Origin of the sequence: Flammeovirga sp. SJP92, from assembly GCF_001583495.1 — a bacterium.
Lineage (GTDB): Bacteria > Bacteroidota > Bacteroidia > Cytophagales > Flammeovirgaceae > Flammeovirga.
This window is the reverse complement of the sequence record NZ_LQAQ01000061.1, coordinates 548,124-569,519: the sequence shown is the minus strand read 5'-3', so window position 1 is coordinate 569,519 and position 21,396 is coordinate 548,124. Positions and strand designations below refer to the sequence as shown.

Annotated in this window: 17 protein-coding genes and 1 tRNA gene; 8 read left to right on the top strand and 10 right to left on the bottom strand. The window is 35.2% G+C overall.

The window, feature by feature from the left end:
• Positions 1-8: 8 nt before the first annotated feature.
• Positions 9-581, top strand: a complete 573-nt coding sequence (locus AVL50_RS15040) for a Crp/Fnr family transcriptional regulator (RefSeq protein ID WP_062617302.1) — start codon at positions 9-11, stop codon at positions 579-581.
• Positions 582-653: 72 nt separating this feature from the next.
• Complete coding sequence (locus AVL50_RS15035; RefSeq protein ID WP_062617301.1) at positions 654-1,226, top strand: NAD(P)H-dependent oxidoreductase; 573 nt, start codon at positions 654-656, stop codon at positions 1,224-1,226.
• Between the two features lie 41 nt (positions 1,227-1,267).
• Here AVL50_RS15035 and AVL50_RS15030 read toward each other — a convergent pair whose 3' ends face one another.
• Positions 1,268-1,903: a hypothetical protein gene (locus AVL50_RS15030; RefSeq protein WP_062617300.1), complete on the bottom strand. Its 636-nt coding sequence runs from the start codon at positions 1,901-1,903 to the stop codon at positions 1,268-1,270.
• A gap of 110 nt (positions 1,904-2,013) precedes the next feature.
• Positions 2,014-2,802: a PhzF family phenazine biosynthesis protein gene (locus AVL50_RS15025; protein WP_062617299.1), complete on the bottom strand. Its 789-nt coding sequence runs from the start codon at positions 2,800-2,802 to the stop codon at positions 2,014-2,016.
• A gap of 110 nt (positions 2,803-2,912) precedes the next feature.
• Between AVL50_RS15025 and AVL50_RS15020 the strand changes: the two genes are divergently transcribed.
• A complete protein-coding gene (locus tag AVL50_RS15020) occupies positions 2,913-3,350 on the top strand; it encodes a DM13 domain-containing protein (protein WP_062617298.1) in 438 nt (145 codons plus the stop codon).
• 65 nt (positions 3,351-3,415) lie between these two features.
• Here AVL50_RS15020 and feoB read toward each other — a convergent pair whose 3' ends face one another.
• Both feoB and AVL50_RS15010 read right to left on the bottom strand, forming a co-directional pair.
• A complete protein-coding gene (gene feoB, locus AVL50_RS15015) occupies positions 3,416-5,539 on the bottom strand; it encodes a ferrous iron transport protein B (RefSeq protein WP_062617297.1) in 2,124 nt (707 codons plus the stop codon).
• 5 nt (positions 5,540-5,544) lie between these two features.
• Positions 5,545-5,793 (bottom strand): FeoA family protein, encoded by a 249-nt coding sequence (locus AVL50_RS15010; RefSeq protein WP_062617296.1) that lies wholly within the window; start codon positions 5,791-5,793, stop codon positions 5,545-5,547.
• Between the two features lie 649 nt (positions 5,794-6,442).
• Between AVL50_RS15010 and AVL50_RS15005 the strand changes: the two genes are divergently transcribed.
• On the top strand, positions 6,443-7,372 hold the full coding sequence (locus AVL50_RS15005; protein ID WP_062617295.1) for an alpha/beta fold hydrolase: 930 nt from the start codon (positions 6,443-6,445) through the stop codon (positions 7,370-7,372).
• A gap of 46 nt (positions 7,373-7,418) precedes the next feature.
• Here the strand turns inward: AVL50_RS15005 and AVL50_RS15000 are convergent.
• From AVL50_RS15000 to AVL50_RS14980, 5 genes are all read right to left on the bottom strand, one after another.
• Positions 7,419-7,492 (bottom strand) — tRNA-His (locus tag AVL50_RS15000).
• A 172-nt stretch (positions 7,493-7,664) separates the two neighbouring features.
• Positions 7,665-9,815 (bottom strand): glutamine synthetase III, encoded by a 2,151-nt coding sequence (locus AVL50_RS14995; protein ID WP_062617294.1) that lies wholly within the window; start codon positions 9,813-9,815, stop codon positions 7,665-7,667.
• A gap of 435 nt (positions 9,816-10,250) precedes the next feature.
• Positions 10,251-11,369, bottom strand: coding sequence for an outer membrane beta-barrel protein (locus tag AVL50_RS14990; protein ID WP_253764288.1), 1,119 nt, complete (start codon positions 11,367-11,369; stop codon positions 10,251-10,253).
• A 213-nt stretch (positions 11,370-11,582) separates the two neighbouring features.
• Positions 11,583-12,872 carry an ammonium transporter gene (locus AVL50_RS14985; RefSeq protein WP_062617293.1) on the bottom strand — a complete coding sequence of 430 codons (1,290 nt, stop codon included), beginning with the start codon at positions 12,870-12,872 and terminating at the stop codon, positions 11,583-11,585.
• 330 nt (positions 12,873-13,202) lie between these two features.
• Positions 13,203-15,596 carry a type IA DNA topoisomerase gene (locus AVL50_RS14980; RefSeq protein WP_062617292.1) on the bottom strand — a complete coding sequence of 798 codons (2,394 nt, stop codon included), beginning with the start codon at positions 15,594-15,596 and terminating at the stop codon, positions 13,203-13,205.
• A 280-nt stretch (positions 15,597-15,876) separates the two neighbouring features.
• Between AVL50_RS14980 and AVL50_RS14975 the strand changes: the two genes are divergently transcribed.
• Both AVL50_RS14975 and AVL50_RS14970 read left to right on the top strand, forming a co-directional pair.
• Complete coding sequence (locus AVL50_RS14975; RefSeq protein ID WP_157491341.1) at positions 15,877-16,683, top strand: hypothetical protein; 807 nt, start codon at positions 15,877-15,879, stop codon at positions 16,681-16,683.
• A gap of 117 nt (positions 16,684-16,800) precedes the next feature.
• Positions 16,801-17,604: a hypothetical protein gene (locus tag AVL50_RS14970; protein WP_062617290.1), complete on the top strand. Its 804-nt coding sequence runs from the start codon at positions 16,801-16,803 to the stop codon at positions 17,602-17,604.
• Positions 17,605-17,692: 88 nt separating this feature from the next.
• Here the strand turns inward: AVL50_RS14970 and AVL50_RS32995 are convergent, their stop codons facing one another.
• Entirely contained in the window at positions 17,693-17,929 is a 237-nt protein-coding gene (locus AVL50_RS32995; protein ID WP_044201461.1) for a hypothetical protein, read from the bottom strand.
• A gap of 257 nt (positions 17,930-18,186) precedes the next feature.
• Here AVL50_RS32995 and AVL50_RS14960 point away from each other — a divergent pair, with 257 nt between their 5' ends.
• Complete coding sequence (locus tag AVL50_RS14960; RefSeq protein ID WP_062617288.1) at positions 18,187-18,879, top strand: ABC transporter ATP-binding protein; 693 nt, start codon at positions 18,187-18,189, stop codon at positions 18,877-18,879.
• A 2-nt stretch (positions 18,880-18,881) separates the two neighbouring features.
• Positions 18,882-21,314 (top strand): ABC transporter permease, encoded by a 2,433-nt coding sequence (locus AVL50_RS14955; RefSeq protein ID WP_157491340.1) that lies wholly within the window; start codon positions 18,882-18,884, stop codon positions 21,312-21,314.
• Positions 21,315-21,396: the final 82 nt, after the last annotated feature.

Sequence of the window (21,396 nt, the reverse complement as noted above, 5' to 3'; positions counted from 1 at the left end):
CCTCTGAAATGTCTGAAATTCTTAAAAACTTTATTCTCTCTTCTACTTCATTCTCTAAAAAAGAGGTTGAAGAATTTACCCAAAGAATGCAACCTGCTACTTTAAAAAAGAATGAACATTTCATCACACAAGGTGAAGTGTGCCACAAAGTGGGTTTTGTAACCAAAGGAATTATCAGGAATTATTATTTGTCAAGTAAAGATGAGGAAGTCACATATTGTTTAACTTTCCCGCATAATTTTATTAATGCTTTTTCCAGCTACGTTTCCGGAAGGCCTACAAGGGAAAGTATTCATGCAATTACTGATGTGGAATTGTTTACTTTCCATAAAAGTGATTTTGAGGAATTGATGAATAAAGACCAAAGATGGCAGGTGTTTTACACACAACTTACCGAAAGGGCTTACATCAAGCTGGAGGAGTATATTTTTATGATGAATATGGAATCTGCTGAAAAAAGATATGAAGATTTGGTTAAAAACTATCCAGATTATATCAAACACATTCCATTAAAATACTTATCGTCCTATCTTGGTATAACCCAACGACACTTGAGTAGAATCCGGAAAAATATTATTTAGACAAATGTCCTATAAAACAATTGTTGGGTGAAATACTTTTGTATTGATAGATCAATCAAAAAAATACAAATTATGAAAACAACATTAGTTTTTGCTCACCCGTGGCATGGGAGTTTTAATAAAGCCATTTTAGACACTGCTGTCAGTAAACTGGAAAAGCAGGGAAAGGAATATCAGATTATCGATTTATATAAAGATAATTTTGATCCTGTATTAAGAGAAGAAGATCTGGCATTGTACTCTAAAGGAGAAACCACAGACCCAAAAGTCAAGGAGTACCAGGAAATCTTGAAGAAAACAGAAGAGCTAGTATTTATTTTTCCGGTATGGTGGTATGACTTGCCGGCTATTTTAAAGGGTTTCATTGATAAAGTCATGTTGAAGGATTTCTCTTATATAGAAACAAAAACAGGCTTGAAAGGTCTTTTGACTCACATCAAAAAAGCCAAAGTGATCAGTACTTCAGAGTCTCCTTCATGGTATTTAGTTCTTTTTGGTGGGAATGTAATCAAAAAAGCATTTATCAAAGCGACACTCAAAGGTGTTGGAATTAAAGATGTACAATGGATCAATTCTTCATTGACAACTTCGGGAAGTAAGGATAAGAAAGTCAATTTCCTAAAAAAGATTGAGAGAATATTTTAAGGATTGCTATGTAATTTGTGATCAAAATAGCCACTTAAGTTTTATAGAAATTGTTGCTTTTTCTTGTACAGGTAAATATTAGGTTGATCCCCTTTCTTTTCCATTTGAATACTAATTAAACCTGTTTTGGTTTCTCCAGGTAAAATAGTGTGGTTTATAACATTGTATTTATCAAACTCACGTTTCATTTTTTTATTGGATTGATGAGCGATGAATACGTTGTGGGCGGTGAGTATCGGACCTACAAATGCACCTACATAATAATTTTTTGGTTCTCCATAGTGATCTGTTCCGTCAGTGAATCTTAAAGGAGTCATCAATAAATACAGTAGATAATTAGGCAGGGTTTGATGAATTTTATCTACAGTCTCTACTGGAGTATACAGTTTCAAAACTTGATTGTTCTGATCTCTGAATTCAAAGTTTTTACCGATAATTACCTCATCAGATGAATTGTTGGTGATCTGCAAAGCAACGATTTGAATGTTATTCTTCTCTGCTTTTCGTCTATATTTTCTACCTTTCAATTCTTTATATTCATATTCCAATGTTACCTCATCAGGGGTGTCATATTGAGTGAAATCAATAGAAATAGGGTTTATTCTTCGGTAGAAACCAGCACAGCTTGTTACAGAAAAAGCTACAAATATTAAGAAAAGTCGTATTAAAAAGTTCATAAATAAAAAATAAGTCGCTTTCAATAATATACCTTAAGTGGTGTAAATATAGAAAGTGACTTATTTTATATCTTTAACTTAAGAGTTGATTAATGTTAATAATTATTAAATTACACATAAATATCCCCTTTTAAGTAGGTTACAGCTTTGCCAGAGATCAAAACTCTGTCATCATTTAATGCACAATGTAAAATACCGCCTCTTTTGGAGACTTGATGTGCTACCATTTCTTTCTTATCTAGCTTTTCTGCCCAGTAAGGAATTAATACTGTGTGGGCTGACCCTGTAACGGGATCTTCATTGATACCTATTCCAGGGTGAAAAAAGCGGGAAACAAAATCAACCTGATCACCTTTTGCCGTGACAATAACTCCAAGTTCAGGACTTTCTTTATTGATCAAGTTAAAATCAGGCTTCAATGACTTTAAGATTTCCTCAGCGTCAATTTCTGCGACAAGAAACATTCCTTGCCTACTGCACGAGTTGACTTTACAACCCAACGCTTTTTCTATGAAATCAGGTTTGTCACATAACTCTGGTTTTTGTGAAGGAAAGTTTAATTCCAGCCCATTTTCTTTTTTTGTAACAGATAAAGGACCACTTAAGTGAGAAAGGAAATGTATGGTCTCACCCTCAAAATGATCATGTTCAAAGAGATAATGTGCAGATGCAAGCGTAGCATGACCGCATAATCTAATCTCAGTTTCAGGGGTAAACCACCTTATAGCATATTGATCATTTTCTTTCACAAAAAACACAGTTTCGGCCAAATTATTTTCCATTGCTATGTTTTGCATTAGCTCGTCATCAATCCATTTTCCTAATGGAACAACAGCTGCAGGGTTGCCTTTGAAAATTTTTTCACAAAAAGCATCAATTTGATAGATTGTTAGTGTCATGTTTTTGGTTTGAATACGACTAATGAAAAATTTTTATGTTAAATCGAAAACAAACAACCTGTTTTCGTATTTATCATTCAGCAAATAAACAACTATAATTGTTCCGTACTATGAAAAAAGTAACTCTTATTTCTATTATTCTTGGGTGTCTATTCATTTTTTCTTGTTCAAAAAATGAGGAGCCCACACCTTTAGATTTGTCAACATTAGACACTACTGTAACAGATACCACTTCTAATGATCAAAGCGGTACTGCATTAATGGGAACTTTCAAAGGAAGTGCACACCCAACTTCTGGAGGAGCAACAATTGAGAATAATGTGTTGAAGTTGCATGATGATTTCAAATCAGATTCTGGCCCAGATTTATATATTTACCTTGCTCAAGAGCTGAATGGTGATGGCTTTATTGATTTGGGATTGATGAAAAGCACTACTGGAGAGCAAACTTATAATATACCTGCTGGGGTAGATTACACTAAGAATAAATATGTTTTGGTGTGGTGTAAGCAGTATAGCGTATTATTTGGTTACGCTGAGGTAAAGTAATCAGAAGTGAAAAATTAAGAGTGATGATTTTAAGATCTCATCACTCTTAATTCTTTTAATATCGATTAAAATATGTTGTAGGTGATCAATGCTCCAAAGTAAGCAAGTGCACTCATGTAAGCAAACTGAATGAAAGGCCATCTCCAACCTTTTGTTTCTCTTTTTACTACAGCTAATGTAGCCATACATTGCATAGCAAAAACATAAAATATCATTAAAGAATAAGCGGTTGCTTTTGTGAATTCATGTTCTCCTGTTACTGGATTTACAGATGAAGTAAGTTTTTCTCTTAAAGGTGTAATGTCATCTTCTGCAGAACCCACACTATAAATAGTAGCCATTGTACCCACAAAGACCTCTCTTGCAGCAAATGAAGTTACTAAAGCGATACTGATTTTCCAGTCAAAGCCTAAAGGTTCGAAAATTGGTTCGATTGTTTTCCCTAAAATTCCAACATAAGAGGCTTCTAATTCTTTAGATGCAATGTAATCAGCAGATGCAACTTCGTCTAAGTTCATATCTTGTAATTCAACTTCTGCTTTTGTAGCAGCTTCTTCAATAGAATTACCAGGACCGTATGTTGCCATTGCCCATAAAATAATGGAAATTACAATAATTACTTTTCCGGCCTCAGTGACAAAAGTACTTACTTTTTCACTAACAGTCAGTGCTACATTCTTCCAATATGGCATTTTATAACTTGGTAATTCCATTGCCATGAAAGAAGGTGCATCTGATTTTAATATCAATTTAAAGATCATTCCAGCTCCTAATGTGGCTACAATGCCTAATAGGTATAAGCCCATAAACGCAAGTCCCTGAAGACTGAAAATTCCCCAAACTGATTCGTTAGGAACTGCAAAAGCGACCAAAATGGCATATACAGGGATCCTTGCTGAACAAGAAATCAAAGGAGTCACCATAATGGTAATCATTCTTTCTTTCCAGTTGCTAATAGCTCTAGTAGCCATCACAGCAGGAATAGCACAGGCACCTCCTGAAATCAAGGAAATGATTGATCGTCCACTCATACCAAATTTCATCATCATGCGGTCAAACATATAAACGGCACGAGACATATAACCAGATTCTTCCATTAGTGAAATCAGGAAGAATAGAATGGTGATTTGAGGTACGAAAACTAAAACACCGCCTAAGCCTGCAAGAACACCATCTAAAAGTAAATCTGTAGCCCACCCTGAAGGTAAGATTTCTTTAAGGTATTCTCCAAGGTTAGCAATTCCACCATCAATCCAATCCATAGGAGCTGAAGCCCAAGAAAAAATCGATTGGAAAACAAGCAGTAGCAATGCAAAGAAAATAATAGGACCAAATACTTTGTGAGTAATGATCTTGTCAATTTTATCAGTTAAAGAAGAAGCGTTCAGCTGATGATTCTCCTTCACAACATTTTGAACTAATGGGCTGATAAAATTATAACGTTGCAGTGTTTCATCAATCTGAAAACGCATATCATTATAATCATGATTTGCCCTGATTGTATTGATGTTTTGTTTCGTTTCAGCTTTTAAAAATGAAAGATCATCCACATGATGTGCCCAAAGTGAAGCTTGATAAGGGTTGTCAATAGATTCACTTTGTAAAATCTCTTTGATTACAAGTTTTTCAGCTTCATTTTTTTGGAAAGCATATGCCTCTGCAGTTGAAACAGGCTGTTTTGTAACCTCAAGAACCGCTTTTTTCAATAATTCAATTCCTTCTCCAGTTCTACCATTGATAGAAATGACAGGGACATTCAATTTTTTAGAAAGCTGATCAACATCTGTTTGTTGTCCTTTTTTTACTGCAATATCACTCATGTTTAGCCCAAGCACAACAGGGATATTCAATTCCTGCACTTGAGTCAACAGCAGTAGATGTCTTTCTAAATTAGTGATATCAGCAATATAAATAATGACATTTGGGTAATCCTTTGAATTAGGATTCGCAAATGTATTCAGCACTACTTTTTCATCTGAGGAAGTAGGGTATAAACTATAGGTACCAGGAAAGTCAATAACAGTAGCATCCTGCCCTTTCCTCAAGGTAGTTGAACCCACTTTTTTATCAACCGTGACCCCAGGGAAGTTACCCACTTTTTGTCTAAGGCCGGTAAGTTGATTGAAAACGGATGATTTACCCACATTAGGATTACCTAACAGAGCAATTTGAAGTTTGTTAGTGTTCATATATGTTATTTCTCCAAGGTAGTCGTTAAAACGGTTTTAGCTTCCTGATGCCCAATTGCGAAAGATTGATTCTCAGATTTTATATATAATGCACCTTTAAATGGAGCTTTTCGAATTACTGAAACAGGTTTACCGGGGTAAAGCCCTAATTCAATAAGTCTGCTGCCGATGACTTTGTCTTTAAATTCTGAAATGATTCCAATCTTACCTAAAGGTAGGCGATCTATACTCACTAAACTGCTTGTTATACCCATTTGCCTATATGGAGTTTTATTTAGACTTATTATTGATAGGCAAATGTACGATTACATCTTTACTTTTAAAATAAAAAAGAAGGTCTAATGCAATATTAAACCTTCTTTAAGAGACTTATTGAAGGTTGCTCAATTAATATCCTGTTACTAACCCTTTGTTCTTCTCGTATTCTTCTTGTCTGGTTTGTTATTTTTAAATGACTCTGTTGATTTATCACTACGAATAATGTGAATTTTATCTTTGTCTGTATTTTGTATTTCCCTTCTCCATAATTTTCAGAACTACCCAGTAGGTTATATTGAAAACTATTTTTCTTAAGTGATGCAAGCAATCAGTTATTGTCTTTTTGATACAGATGATTTCTATTCATAGCCATTGGAATTATATTTCAGGGATTCAAAATCAGGTTGCCTTTCTACAAACCATTTTTTCTTTATTATCGAAATTCAAAAATAGTTTGGCTACAATGATTTGGTGGAATGAATGAACTCTGAAATATCCAATTTCTTTAGTCCTTAGCATTAATACAATAACGAATATAAATGTTGATAAAATATATGAGATGTAATGATTAATCTGACCGGCTTGTCTTGTTTATAATAAATATTTTCACCAATATACAGAATGGTATAATCCAATATAAACAACATGCATTCAACCACAGACTATCAATTCATCTCAGAAAATCTATACGTTCCTGTAAAAGACGATCAGCTTTTCGTTAAAAGGTATACACAAACTACAGCAAAAGAAGCCATCCTTATGATCCATGGAAGTATGGAGAGCGGAAGGATCTTTTATTCATTAAGTGATAAAGGATTAGCACCATTTCTTGCCGAAAAAGGCTTTGATGTCTTTGTGCCTGATTTTAGAGGAAGAGGAAATAGCACGCCTGCAGTTTCTAGGCAAAGTAAAAACAAGCAAATTCATGCCATAGAAGAAGAAATACCGACATTATTGCATGAGATTAGAAGTCACCACCGTTGGGATGTGCCAATACATATTGTGGCTCACTCGTGGGGTGGAGTTTGGATGCTGGCTCATATTGCAAGGCATCAGCAGTTAAACATAGCTTCAATGTGTTTGTTGGCCACTAAAAGAAGTATTGTGGTGGATTCTTTTAAGAAAAGGTTTGAGGTGGATTTTGTGTGGAGTGTCGTTGCACAGTTGATGACAAAGATCTATGGTTACTTTCCGGTGAAAAAAATGGGGATAGGGCAGGAAAACGAATCCAGAGGGATATATGAAGATTGTAAGAAGTGGGTGTATGCTACTGATGAATGGATTGACCCGAGTGATAAATTTGATTACCTCACCGCATTTAAGAAGGCTAAAAATATTCCTCCTACTTTATATATGACGGGAAAAAAGGAATATTACTTAGGGCATCAGAAAGATGTGAAGCGATTAATGAAAGAAGTAAATAATCCTGAAGATAAATTTATGTTGCTTTCAAAAGAGAACGGCTATGCTTTAGATTATGATCATGTGAATATCTGTACAGCCAAGGAAGCGGTGCAAGATCATTTTCCAATCATTTTTGAATGGTTGAAAAATAGAGGGAAAGCGAAAGCTTAGACATAAAAAAAGCACTTCCAATTGCTTGAAAGTGCTAAAACTGTTGGGCGAACGATGGGATTCGAACCCACGGCCCCCGGAACCACAAACCGGTGCTCTAACCAACTGAGCTACGATCGCCGTTTTAATGCGATGCAAATATAGCAGGTTTATTTTTAATAACACAAGCCTTTTTGCATATAAAAAGCGATTTATTTTATAAATCGCTTAGATTCAGTGGGAAAAAGTGGGCTCATGACCCTAGAAAGGGTCACGAGCTGTATAAACATCCCACATTATATTAAATCCCTAATTACTTAAGGAATAACATTTCAGAGTATTTCGGTAATGGCCACTGAGCGTCATCAACGAATAACTCAAGACGATCTACTGCTTCACGGATTGTGTCGAAGTATTTGTGCTTGATGCTATCGCAGAACTCAACAGCTTGAGCATTAGTGTCCTCGATTTCAAGAACTCTATCACGCTCGATTACCATTGCTGCAACACCTTCTTTAGCAGTCTTCATGAAACCAGTTACTTCAGAAATAGTAGTAGTGATTGCAGAAGCATCTAAACCAAGGTCTTTTAATTTAGCTGCCGAGTCAGCTAATGTAGAAACATAGTTAGCAGCAGCAGGAATTACTTTGTTAAGTACGATTTCCTCCATTGCTTTAGACTCGATATCGATCTTAGTAGAGTAGATCTCTGACCATACATCGTGACGAGCTTCGATTTCTCTTTCGCTGAATACGTTGTGCTTAGCGAAGATTTCTTTTGCTTCTTCAGCAATGAAGAAATCAAGAGCACGAGGAGTATCTTTTACATTAGAAAGACCTCTTGACTCTGCTTCGTCAACCCACTCTTGAGAGTAACCGTCACCTTCGAAACGAATAGCTTCAGATTCTTTGATGTATTGAACTAAGATCTCACGGATCGCAGCTTCTTTGTCTTTACCGCCAGCGATAGCAGCGTCAACTGAAGCTTTGAATTGAGTTAATTGCTCAGCTACGATTAAGTTCAACACTGTCATTGGAGTTGCAGTGTTTTGAGTAGAACCTACTGCACGGAATTCGAACTTGTTACCAGTAAATGCAAATGGTGAAGTTCTGTTACGGTCAGTGTTGTCTAACTTAAGACCAGGGATCTTGTCGATACCTAATTCGATGAACTCATCGCCACCTTCAGCATAAACAAGTTTACCAGACTCAGTAACTTCGTTTAAGAAGTCAGTCAAAGTAGAACCTAAGAATACTGACATGATTGCTGGAGGAGCTTCGTTTGCACCTAAACGGTGATCGTTACCCGCTGAAGCAATTGACGCTCTCATTAAGTCACCATAAACGTGAACTGCTTTGATAGTGTTAACTAAGAACGTTAAGAAATATAAAGAACCTTCCGGTTGGAATAAGTTACGTCCTTTATTAGTGATTAATGACCAGTTGTTGTGCTTACCAGAACCGTTCAAGTTAGCGAAAGGCTTCTCGTGAAGTAAAACAGCTAAGTTATGCTCACTAGCAACTTGTTCCATAACATCCATCATCAACAAGTTGTGATCTACAGCTGTGTTGATTTCTTCGTATAATGGAGCTGCTTCGAATTGACCTGGAGCTACCTCATTGTGACGTGTAGTTACAGGAATTCCTAATTTATGACATTGTAATTCAAAGTCTTTCATGAATGCTGCAACACGTGGAGCAATAGAACCGAAGTAGTGGTCATCTAATTGCTGTCCGTGAGGAGGCTTAGCACCAAATAAAGTACGACCTGCAATGTATAAGTCAGGACGTGCAGCGTAGAAAGCTTTGTCTACTAGGAAGTACTCTTGCTCACAACCTAATGAAGCAGAAATACTTGTAACACCTTCTTCGAAATATTGACAAACATCAATTGTCGCTTTGTTAATAGCTTCTTGTGCTTTTAACAAAGGAGTTTTGTAATCCAATGTATCTCCAGTGTAAGAAACGAAGATAGTAGGGATACAAAGCGTTTTGTTTGTAATGAAGATTGGTGATGAAGGATCCCAACCAGTATAACCACGTGCTTGGTTTGTTGCACGGATACCGCCGTTAGGGAATGAAGAGGCATCTGGCTCTTGTTGAGTAAGTGTTGAACCTTTGAAAGTTTCAATACCTTTTGTGTAATCAAAGAAAGAGTCGTGCTTCTCTGCAGAAGATCCAGTTAGTGGTTGGAACCAGTGAGTGTGGTGTGTAACACCTTTAGAAACGGCCCATGTCATTACTGCAGATGCAACAGCGTCAGCAGTAGCTTCGTCGATTTTAGTACCATACTTTACTGCAGATTCTACTTTCTTGTAGATAGCTGGAGCAAGTGCAGCTTTCATTTGAGGAAGACCGAAACAGTCCTCGCCAAAATAATCTGAGATTTTGTTAGACGGTGCTTCAACTTCTTTTGCTGTTCTAGCTGAAGCTGTCTCAAGGGCGTTAAAACGAAGATTTGTCATTGTAATGTGAGATTAAAAAACTATTGCTAGAACGCTCTAAATAACGCTAATAGTAGGTTAGGAAGTTTGTTCATTAGCAGAAGTCGTTATAATTTGTTTACGGTGTAAATATCACTCCGATTTTTAAAAAAATCAAGAAAAAATTGAATTTATGGGTAAATTCTAATCTAAGTAGGTGCTAATTAATGATTTTTTTAAAAAACACTGTGAATTTTTGAAGATTTTGATTGAAGGTGAAATTTCTTTAAAAAATATCTTTTTGCAGTTTAAAAAGTAAGTTTTTAGGGATATGTGATTATAAAATTACCCTATTTGTTTGAAATGTAATTGTAAATTTTGTGGGTTAGGGTGTTTTTTATAGGAGATAGGGTAAAAAAGAAAGCCGATGCGAAAATTCGCACCGGCTTCTATTTATGTATCTATAATAATTAATTACTAGAATGCATATACAACTGCTAAAGTACCTTGAGTAGCTGAACCAGTTGCTTCGTTGTCACTGTTAGAGAAGATATCCATATCAGCAGAATCCATTCTTAATTCTGGAATTACCATTAATGGACCTAATGCAATGTTTCCTGATAAAGTGAATGCGTTAACAGCTACAAAGTTGTCAGTGCTTGAATTTTTTGCTTCTGAGTCATATACTTTAGCATTGTCTTTGAAATACTCATAACGAGCACCTAAAGCAAATGTCTCAGAGAATGCATATTGTAAGTAAGTTGCTACACCTGTGTATAATTGATCAGCGTAAAATCCTTCGCTTGCATCTGTGTAAGCATCAGACTTGTCAGCCCAAGCTGCGTTTAATCCTAAGTAGAACTCGTCAGAGATTTGGTAACCTGCTGTTAAATCAACAACAGTTCTTGTTGAAGAGTAGAAACCATTGAAGTATAAATCTAAACCGTCAGCTGGAGCAACATATAATTGAGCACCTAAACCACTCATACCTAATTCTGGAGATGCACTGTATGAATCCCACTCGTTAGTGAATACACCTAACATTAATGCTACTTTGTCTGAGAAAGAATAATCAAACTTTAAACCAGCATTTTGGAAAGGACCATTCGAGAATAAGTAAGAAGTAGAGTAGTTGAAGTTACCTGTTGGAGAAATTACTTCATAACCAACAAATGTACCCATGAAACCAGCTGTAGCTGAAAGTTTTTCGCTTAATTGGTATGAAGCATATAAGTTTTGGATGTGGAAGTTTCCGTCACCAATTGAACCATTACTTCTTGGACCGAAAGATAAATCAGCCACAAATGATGCTTTACCTAGAGACTGTGATAGAATAACATTTGCCATACCTAACCCAATTGAATTTTGAGCTTCATTGAATGATACAGGAATGTTTGGACTTTGTAATCCAGCAAAGTCATAGTTGTAGTATAAATCTACTGAACCTGAAATAGATAATTTATCAGCTTCTTCTTCAGTTGCTTCCTCGGTAGTTTCTGTTGCTTGAACTTCAGCGTTGTCATAGTTATCTTGAGCAAAAGCCATTGAACCTGCTACCATTAGAGGAGCGATCAAAGAGAATAATTTAGTCTTCATTGTAGAAAAATTATAGAGGTGAATAATAAATTTTTTGAAGTAAATACAATGCACACAAAATGTAAATACTTGATTTTAAATGTCATTACCTGTTGGAGTAATGAGGTATAATATAAGTGAGGTGAATAATAATTGTAACGGAACTAACGGGTTGCGTATACAATATCTTGAAGGGAAGGAGGGAAGTTGAACTCCCTCCTTAATGTTTATGTCTTAGTTGTCGAAAGTGATAGTATAACCACGGATACCGTGCTCATGACTGTCAAGACCTTCAGATTCATGCTCTTCAGATACTCTTACGCCAACTGTAAATTTCAATCCGTAGAAGATTGCTAATGATGAAGTGAATGCTACCGCACCGTATGCTGCCACACCGATTAATTGTGTAACGAATTGATCCATACCTGCTTTTGCACCTAAAACACCAATTGCTAATGTACCGATGATACCACAAGTTAAGTGAACTGAAACTGCACCAACACAGTCATCAAGCTTGAACTTGTCCATTGTAACAGCAGAGAATACTACTACAATACCACATACGATACCGATTAGGATAGCTTCGTTTGGAGACATTTGGTCAGCACCAGCAGTAATACCTACTAAACCAGCTAAGATACCGTTCAATACCATACCTAAGTCATAACGCTTAAACATGATGTAGCCACCGATCCAGCCACCAACACCACCTGCAGCTGCAGCTAAAGTTGTAGTAACTAATACTAATGAGATTGATTGAGGGTCTGCTGAAAGAACTGATCCACCGTTGAATCCGAACCATCCGAACCATAATAAGAATACACCAATTACTGCTAACGGAACTGATGAACCTGGCTTGTCAACAACTTTACCGTTTACATACTTACCTTTACGAGCACCAATTGCAATGATACCTGCTAATGCAGCCCATCCACCAACTGAGTGTACTACTGTAGAACCGGCGAAGTCATAGAATCCCATTTGAGATAACCATCCGCCACCCCAGTGCCATGAACCTAGTACAGGGTAGATAAATCCTACTAAGAAGAAAGTAAAGATGAAGTAAGAAGTGATTTTGATTCTTTCTGCTACAGCACCTGAAACGATTGTTGCACAAGTTGCAGCGAACATTGCTTGGAATAAGAAGTCTGTCCAGTAAGTGTAAGCACCGCCTGCATAGCTAGGAGATAAATCTGGAGTTAAACCCCATCCTGCGAAACCGAAAATTCCATTGAACTCTCCTGGATACATAAGGTTGAATCCGAACCATGCGTAAGAGATTAATCCTACTGATAAATCCACAGTATTTTTGAAAAGGATATTTACTGTGTTTTTAGCTTGAGTAAAACCAGCTTCCACACACGCAAAGCCTAAAGCCATGATAAATACTAGCATAGTAGAAACTAGCATCCATACGTTACTCGTTGTTAAACTTACTGTTTGTAGTTGTTCTGCAGTAACTGCTTGCGTTACTGCCTCAGTTGCCAATGTTGCGTCGGCAAGTAGGTGAATTGTTGAGAACATTGCAGTCAAAAATTAAAAATTATAGATAGTATTTAAAATTCTGTCGTTGAGAGTGAAACACCCGCTTATTGAGGGATACTCAATAAACGGATCACTCACATCTATAAAAGGAAACGACTACTCAGATGGATATCTTTTCGTTATGTCTCCCTTGATTTCTAATACAATTGTAGAGGTAAAGATCTATGTTTGCAAATCTTAACATGAAAAATTGACCTATTCTTATAAAAAAATAGATAATTTTTAAAAAACAGGGTGTTTTTTTAACGATGTTTCAATGGAAAGTGATAATTAATTGAGGTTGTTGGTTGAAAATTAAGCTTATAAGTGTTAATTGGTAATTATAATTGAGAAGTTAGGGTTAAATTTTAACCTTCCTTCTGAAATTTTGTGTGGATTTTCTGAAAAACCCTTGATTTTAGAGGTAGACCCCTTCTGGATTAGTGATTTTAACTGTGCTTTTGTGATTTTTTTACCGAAAATCTCATAGTTTACCCTAAAATCACACCCATTTTTCCAATTTCCACAGCCAAAAGCTGTTTTTCCCTCTAAAATCTGACCTTTTTGACATTTTGGACAGATTAACGGTTTTTCTTCAACTTTTTGGAAAACGATTTTATATTCATCATTTAATTTGAGAATACCGTTGACAGTAGCTCCCTCTATTTTGATACCTTTAATTTCTGGAGTGCTTCCTTTTATAATTAAGGATTGTATTTGCTTATCAGTAAGTTTTTTATTTTCATATTTAAAAGGAATAAGAAAATCACATTCTTTATTCTTCCATCCCAAACAACCATATGCCGCATTCCCTTTCAATACTTCTCTTGTTTTACACTTAGGACAAGTCAGGTTGATTTCCTTTTTCTCTGCTTTCTTTTTACTTGCGGTAGTGGAAACTTTAGGTAAAGACGAAGTAGGTGTTTCTATTTTGAAATTGGAACGACGCATTTTTACATTTTGTACCACTTCTGTTACCATCTCTTTAATTTCATTCATAAAAAGATTGATATCATAATCACCATCTTCAATTTGACGAAGCTTTTTCTCCCATATACCCGTCAGTTCGGCTGATTTTAATAATTCGTTTTGAATCGTCTGTATCAGACTTAAGCCTGCTTGAGTAGGAACCAATGACTTTCTTTGCTTCTCTATATATTTTCTTTTAAACAATGTTTCAATAATATTGGCCCTTGTGGAAGGACGCCCAATACCATTTTCTTTCATTGCTTTTCTTAACTCTTCATCATCAATGCTTTTACCGGCAGTTTCCATCGCTCTCAGTAGCGTAGCTTCTGTATAAAGTTTTGGAGGTTTTGTCTCCTTATTATTAATGAATGGTTTGTGAGGTCCTTTTTCACCTTGCTGGAAAGTCGGTAAAGTTTGTTCTTCTTCCTCTTCTCCCTTTTTCTTCTTTCTTTTCTTTTCCTCCTCTTCTTCTTTTTTGAAAAGTATTCTCCATCCAGGTTCTAAGATTTCTCTACCTGTTGTTTTGAAATTCACCTTTTCCACTTTACCTAACACTTCAGTCTTTGCTACTTTACAGTCTGGGTAAAAAGCGGCAATAAAACGAATAGCCACTAAATCATATACGGCCGCTTCCTGACTTGTCAATCCTCTAGCCGCTATTTTAGTAGGTATAATAGCGTGGTGATCGGTTACTTTCTGATCATTAAATACCTTTTTGGTTTTTCTGAAAGGTTTGCCAAAAAGAGGTGCCGTTTCCTGAGCAAACTTTGTCAATGCCTTTAAAGTAGGACCAATTTCTGGATATAAGTTATTAGGGAGGAAAGTAGTATCTACACGGGGGTAAGTAAGAAACTTCTTTTCATACAGGCTTTGAGCAATTTTGAGAGTCTGTTCTGCAGAGAAACTGAACTTTTTATTGCACTCCACCTGCAAAGAGGTCAGGTCAAATAAATAAGGGTGTGTCTCATTGCCTTCTTTTCTCTTAAAAGAAACAATTTCAAACTCTTTATCCTTTATATATTCAAAAGTAGCCTTTACTTCCTCTTCTTTTTCGAATCTTCCCTTAGTCGCACTAAAAGTGACCTCTCTGTATTTGGTTTTCAGTTCCCAGTATTTTTCACTTTTGAAATTCTGAATTTCCAAATAGCGGTTTGTGATTAAGGCAAGAGTAGGGGTTTGTACCCTTCCTATAGAAAGCAGTTGTTTATAGCCTCCATACTTAATAGTATATAAACGTGTAGCATTAATTCCTAACAGCCAATCACCGATAGCTCTTGCACTTCCGGCAGCATATAATAAGTCAAATTCTTTTTCAGACTGAAGATTTTGAAACCCTTTGCGAATAGCTTCTTCTGTCAGCGATGAAATCCAGAGACGTTTTACAGGAACTTTACATTTTGCCTGATGAAGCACCCATCGTTGTATTAATTCTCCTTCTTGGCCGGCATCACCACAGTTAATGACCTCAGTGGCATTTGTAACAAGATTTTCAATGATTTTAAACTGCTGCTTTGTGCCGTCATTATCAATCAGCTTAATGGCAAATTTCACAGGAACAATAGGAAGCGTGACTAAATCCCACCTTTTTAAAGTAGAATCATAATCGTGTGGCTCCTTTAAAGTACATAAATGACCAAAAGTCCAAGTGATTTGATAACCGTTCCCTTCAAAATACCCGTTCTTTTTTTGAGAAGCACCTACAATTTTAGCGATTTCTCTTGCTACACTTGGTTTCTCGGCAATACAAACTTTCATTTCCTTAATTCGCTTCGTTTAGAATCTATTTCTTATCTGAAATCGTGAAAAAATGGAAAATATATCCTGTTTTCTTAAAAAACAAGCAGTAAATAAATATTCACTATAAATAAGGAAAGTACTTTATTAAAATAGACGTTATGAAATTAATAATGATGGAAGCCTGGTTTTGATTTGAGCTGACATAAACATGTGAATAATTGAAAACAGAACAAACATGTGGAAAGAGCCCTCGTATACTTTATTATTCAAACGTTCAATCGATAAAAAATTATTCATTATGAGATCATTATCTAACATTATATTTGTATTTATACTCGGTTTTTTCACAATGCATAGTTCATTGGCTCAAACTAATAAAGATATAGAGAGAATTATTAAAGATGCTGTTGAAAACAGAAAATCCAAAAATCCCATGGCAGAGTTACAAACTGTAATGGATAATTTCAGTGAATCAGCTTTAATTAATGTTACTCATGTTTCTTTAGATGAAAGAAAGTACAAAGAGACAATGACAAAAAGCGAATATCAATCGCTATATGAAAATATGTATAAGGAAAACATCAGAAGAGATTACCAATTAGAAATACATGATATTCAAGTTCAAAGAAATACGGCTGTAGCTATTTTTACATTAGATTATACTTTAATGAATGCTTCAAATGGCAAAGTGATGTCAAAAGGAACGGAGTTTATTGTTTCTACATTAATTGTAAAAGGGTCTACTTGGAAATTTCTAGAACTCAATGTCACAGATGTTGAAAGTGAAAAATATCAAGGGACATGCTCATGTGAAGTTCTTTCTAATGAAAAGACAGGAAATGTGGTAGCGAGAGTAGTGGCACCGAAAGGGGATCATTTTCAAAAGGATATCCATAGTGTCCATAGAAAAAAGATCAATGATAGAGACCTGTTTATGGTGCAGGGTGTGAAATTTGAATGGACGGAGAATTTGGAAGTTTATGTTCTGGATCAGGAATTGAAAACAATTCATTTATTAGATACAGCAAAAAATTATGAAGAAGTGGTGCAGAAAATTATAGCGTATCTTTATAAAGATGAATGTTTTGGCCTAAAAGTTCAATAATGATTTGATGAAAAGGAATTATATGAAGAATATGATTCCTTTTCTTTTTTATAAAAAAAAATAACTCCTAACTTATATTATTATTAAGCTTGAATAAAAAAATTAACCGAACTAATTATGAGAAAACTATTTCTATTCACTTTTCTTACTGTTCTAGTTTCTGTTTCTTCTTTGTATGCTCAATCTGGAAAAGATTTGGAAAAACTGATCACAACAATCATTGAGAAAAATAAGAAAGGACACAGTAAGGAGAATGTGGATCAAATGATGGAGTATTTCCGTGCTGATGCCATTATTAATATCTCCCGCATTTCAGTGGATAACAAAAGGTACCACAATGTACTAAGAAAAGGAGATTACAGAGCTATTTTCGTCAATCAGTACAATCAAAATGTACATAGAGAATCTGAAGTAGAATTCCATTCCACAAAACTTCAAGGAGGTGTAGGTGTCTGTGTTTTTTCATTAAAATACACTCTTTTGGCTGATGGTAATGGAAAAGTATTATCAAAAGGAACAGAGTACATCACTGCTACTTTTCTTGCAAAAGAAGGGAAGTGGTACATTTTGGAATTAAATATCACGGATATTGAAGAAGAACAATTCCAAGGAAAATGTACTTGTGAAGTTTATTCTAATCCGAACACAGGTAGTGTGATTGCAAAAGTAGGTGCACCGAAAGGAGATCGTTTTCAAAGTGAAAATCACAACATCTATTCAAGAAACATTAAAGGAGAGACTTTTTATATGGTAAAAGGTGTCATTTTTCAATGGTATAATAAGAAAGAAGTTTGGACAGTGGACTCTTCTTACAAAAAGGTAGAGAAAATTGGAAAAGCAAGCAACAAAAATGAAGCAACAAAAATCTTGATGATGTACACTTATAAAGATGAGTGTTCAGATATGCAGATGATATTCTAAAGTCACAGTTTGATTGAATTTGCTCTAAAAAGAAATCCCACAACATGTATTAATGTTGTGGGATTTTTAGTGGTGGTGAATTTTTATTTTAGGCTCCTTTTTTATTTGGATTAGGAACATATAAATGGTCAGAGAGGATATAATTGATATCCATGTTTTGAAGCTTATTGGTGATATCAAAGTAGGTCTTATTAAAATCCTGATAACTTTTTGCGAAGAACTCAATTTCGTAATGTGGTCTATAATCAATTACTCTGAAGTTGTATTTTTCAATGATGTGATAGACCTGTTTCCGGTTTTCTATAAGCAGTTTAAAGGTTAACATAAATTAAAAGGTTAGTGATTTGGGTTAATACGACTTTTGTACTTATAAGAATAATAAAGATTTCTCAATTTATGTTCATTTATCTAAAAAGAATAAAATAGATTAATAGATTTGTACAGTATAATGTAACCGAACATATAGTTCAGATGTGAACAATGCAAAAGTACTTTAGAAATCCTTAACTAACTGATAATGAAAAGTGCTTGAAATTATGAATGGTTGTTGTAGATACTTGTTTTTATAATACTTTTTAAACTATGAAGTCGGTTATCCAGTTAAAAGACATATCAAAGTCCTATTCCACAGACGAAAACGAAACACAAGTTTTGAGTCATGTCACACTAAATATTCACGAAGGTGAGTTTGTGTGTATCATGGGACCGTCTGGATGTGGTAAAACAACCTTGCTCAATATTGCAGGTTTATTAGATGTGCCTTCAAATGGTAATGTATTATTTCAAGGAGAAGAAGTAAGTAAAGCGTCTTCCAAAAGAAGAGCTGAATTGAGAAGGTCTAATATTGGTTTTGTATTCCAAAGCTTTAATTTAATTGACGACCTCACAGTATTCGAAAATATTGAACTTCCATTGGTCTATCAGCATGTTTCTCCTAATGAGAGAAAATTCAGAGTGGATAAGATCATGGATCGTTTGCAATTATCTCATAAAAAGAATGCTTTTCCAACACATATTTCCGGAGGATTGCAACAAAGAGTGGCTGTAGCCCGAGCAGTCGTTTCACAGCCAAAATTGATTCTGGCTGATGAACCAACCGGAAACCTGGATTCTGAAAGAGGAAGAGAAGTAATGGAAATGCTGACAAATTTAAATGAACTAGGAACTACTATTTTAATGGTGACGCATTCGACTGCGGCATCTGATTATGCTTCCAGAGTCATCCATTTATTTGATGGACAAATTGTAACCGAAAACTTAAATAAAGGGAAGTAAGAGTGTTACGTAATTATATAATCATAGGAATTAGAAACTTAGCAAAACATGGCTTGTACTCATTGGTCAACATCGTTGGTATGTCAATGGGAATTGCCTTCTTTGCTTTACTTTTTTTGATCGTTAAATACGAATTGTCCTTTGATAATAATCACGTTGACTCTGAAAGAACCTACAGAATTGTTGAAGTGATTGATTCACAAGATATTGGTGAGCGCTCAGCAAGTGTACCTATTGCTTTAGGTCCTACTATCAATGATTTGTATCCTAATTACGTAGAAAGTACCGTCCGTTTTTTCAATCATCAGGTGTACTCTCATATGATTTTTGCGAATGGTCAACAGTACAACGAACCTAGTTTATATTTTACCGATAAAGATTTTTTCAAAATATTTGATTTTCCTCTTGTAAGAGGGAAAAAGTCAAACGCTTTAGCTGATCCTCAGAGTGTAGTGATCACTACAGAAATTGCCCAGAAATATTTTGGCGAAGAAGATCCATTAGGAAAGAAAATCCTTTATGATAATCAATTCTACTTAACAGTTACCGGTGTTGTTGATAAATCAAAAGTACCTACTCACCTTGATTTTGAGCTGTTAGTTTCCTTTTCTACATTATTGATTACCAATAAGAATATTATGAAAGGGGATCTCTGGCAATGGAATCCATGCTGGACTTACGTTTTATTGAAAGATGATGTGAAGCCTGAGGAATTAGAGGCTGATTTTGATATACTGCTTCAAGACGAAACAAAATTTCCTGAATATTTAAGAGATTATGTGCAGTTGTATCTTCAACCTATTGAAGAGATACATTTGTACTCTGATTTGGATTACGAAATGTCTCATAATGGGGATTACATGTACATCTACATCTTTTCTGCAATTGCACTTCTTGTATTGATTATTGCTGCCATCAATTTTATGAACCTTTCAGCTGTAAGGTATTCTACTAGAGTACGAGAAGTGGGCATCAGAAAAGCAATTGGTGCAGATCAATTTGAAATAATCATTCAATTTTTGGTAGAAGCTTCTATATTGAGTGTGCTTTCTATGTTTGGAGCATTGGTCTTCATGGAATTATTATTTCCGTATATCTATCAAATATTAGGAGATAACACCATTAAAATCAATCAGATTGATACAAGAACGCTGACCTTGTTGATTGGAGGCAGTGGTCTGTTTGTAGGAGCTTTGTCGAGTTTTTATCCAATGTATTATCTATCAGGCTTCAAACCGATAGATGGACTGCAAGTCACAAGGATGCTGGGTGTAAAGCAGAAGAAGTTTAGAAAGTGGAGCGTGATAATTCAGTTTGTGATTGCCATGTTTTTACTTTTCAGTACCTATGTTGCCCGCAAACAGCTTAACCTATTGAAAGATGCTGACCTTGGTTTTAATATTAAAAATATTGTAGTGGTCCCATTAGGTGAAGTGAGGTATTCTTTAGAGCAATATAATAATATAAAGAAAGCTTTCTTATCCGTTGATGGGGTGGAAGCTGTCAGCGGTATGGATGAAGTATTGGGTGTTTTGGTACAGACATTCCCTTATGAATTTTTGAAAGAAAATATCACTTTGCCATCTTCTTTTTATTCAGGATTGATCATAAGAAATGATTTCTTCGATGTCTTTAATTTTGATTTGCTAGCTGGGGAATACATTCAGAATAACAATCAATGTGATCATGGAGAAGTGCTCATCAATGAATCTATGGTGAAGTATTTAGGTTACAAAACACCAGAAGAGGTGATCGGAAAGGCTTTTTACAACAGGGCAGGAGAACACATCGTAAAAGGTGTATTGAAAGATTTTCATTATGAATCTGTTCACAAGGAAATAGAACCTTTTATTATAGTGAAAAATGACACTAGACTTTGGAAATCTTTCAATGTGAAATATATGGTGTTGAGGTTGGATAATATTAGAAACTGGGAGCTTATAGAAGGTCAACTTTCTATGAAATGGTCACAGCACATTCCTTATACATTAATGGATTCGTTTTTATTGAAAGATAAAGTAGAAGCATCTTATCAAAAAGAAGAGCGTTTAGCAAAAGTTTCACTGATCTTTTCAATTATAGGTGTCATAATTGCCAACCTAGGTTTATTTGGCCTGGCATCCTTTATTACGGTTCAAAAAAACAAAGAAATTGCTATTCGAAAGGCACTCGGAATGGAAAATTTTGAAGCCATGCTATTTATATCAAAAGAATTCTTTTTCCTGGTAGGAAGTGCTTGTTTTATTGCATGGCCATTATCCTACCTCGCTATGAAATTATGGCTGGAAAATTTCCCACAGCAGATTACCATTGATATTTATGCTTATTTGTTTTCTGGAGGGGTCACGTTATGTCTTACTTTCGTGACGGTAAGTTATCATGTTATCAAAGCTGGAATAAAAAATCCTGTAGCAGACTTAAAATCAAGTAATTAGAAGAGGTGCTTTGTTGAGGTCTAAATTATTAGTTTAAATTTCTTAAATTTGCTTAAATTTGATTTCTATACCTTAATATTCT

What these genes read in the sequence shown, in the direction of transcription:
- AVL50_RS15040 (WP_062617302.1), top strand. Translation starts at nt 9, where the DNA reads ATGTCTGAAATTCTTAAAAACTTTATTCTCTCTTCTACTTCATTCTCT.
- AVL50_RS15035 (WP_062617301.1), top strand. Translation starts at nt 654, where the DNA reads ATGAAAACAACATTAGTTTTTGCTCACCCGTGGCATGGGAGTTTTAAT.
- AVL50_RS15030 (WP_062617300.1), bottom strand. Translation starts at nt 1,903, where the DNA reads ATGAACTTTTTAATACGACTTTTCTTAATATTTGTAGCTTTTTCTGTA.
- AVL50_RS15025 (WP_062617299.1), bottom strand. Translation starts at nt 2,802, where the DNA reads ATGACACTAACAATCTATCAAATTGATGCTTTTTGTGAAAAAATTTTC.
- AVL50_RS15020 (WP_062617298.1), top strand. Translation starts at nt 2,913, where the DNA reads ATGAAAAAAGTAACTCTTATTTCTATTATTCTTGGGTGTCTATTCATT.
- feoB (WP_062617297.1), bottom strand. Translation starts at nt 5,539, where the DNA reads ATGAACACTAACAAACTTCAAATTGCTCTGTTAGGTAATCCTAATGTG.
- AVL50_RS15010 (WP_062617296.1), bottom strand. Translation starts at nt 5,793, where the DNA reads ATGGGTATAACAAGCAGTTTAGTGAGTATAGATCGCCTACCTTTAGGT.
- AVL50_RS15005 (WP_062617295.1), top strand. Translation starts at nt 6,443, where the DNA reads ATGCATTCAACCACAGACTATCAATTCATCTCAGAAAATCTATACGTT.
- AVL50_RS14995 (WP_062617294.1), bottom strand. Translation starts at nt 9,815, where the DNA reads ATGACAAATCTTCGTTTTAACGCCCTTGAGACAGCTTCAGCTAGAACA.
- AVL50_RS14990 (WP_253764288.1), bottom strand. Translation starts at nt 11,369, where the DNA reads ATGAAGACTAAATTATTCTCTTTGATCGCTCCTCTAATGGTAGCAGGT.
- AVL50_RS14985 (WP_062617293.1), bottom strand. Translation starts at nt 12,872, where the DNA reads ATGTTCTCAACAATTCACCTACTTGCCGACGCAACATTGGCAACTGAG.
- AVL50_RS14980 (WP_062617292.1), bottom strand. Translation starts at nt 15,596, where the DNA reads ATGAAAGTTTGTATTGCCGAGAAACCAAGTGTAGCAAGAGAAATCGCT.
- AVL50_RS14975 (WP_157491341.1), top strand. Translation starts at nt 15,877, where the DNA reads ATGAGATCATTATCTAACATTATATTTGTATTTATACTCGGTTTTTTC.
- AVL50_RS14970 (WP_062617290.1), top strand. Translation starts at nt 16,801, where the DNA reads ATGAGAAAACTATTTCTATTCACTTTTCTTACTGTTCTAGTTTCTGTT.
- AVL50_RS32995 (WP_044201461.1), bottom strand. Translation starts at nt 17,929, where the DNA reads ATGTTAACCTTTAAACTGCTTATAGAAAACCGGAAACAGGTCTATCAC.
- AVL50_RS14960 (WP_062617288.1), top strand. Translation starts at nt 18,187, where the DNA reads ATGAAGTCGGTTATCCAGTTAAAAGACATATCAAAGTCCTATTCCACA.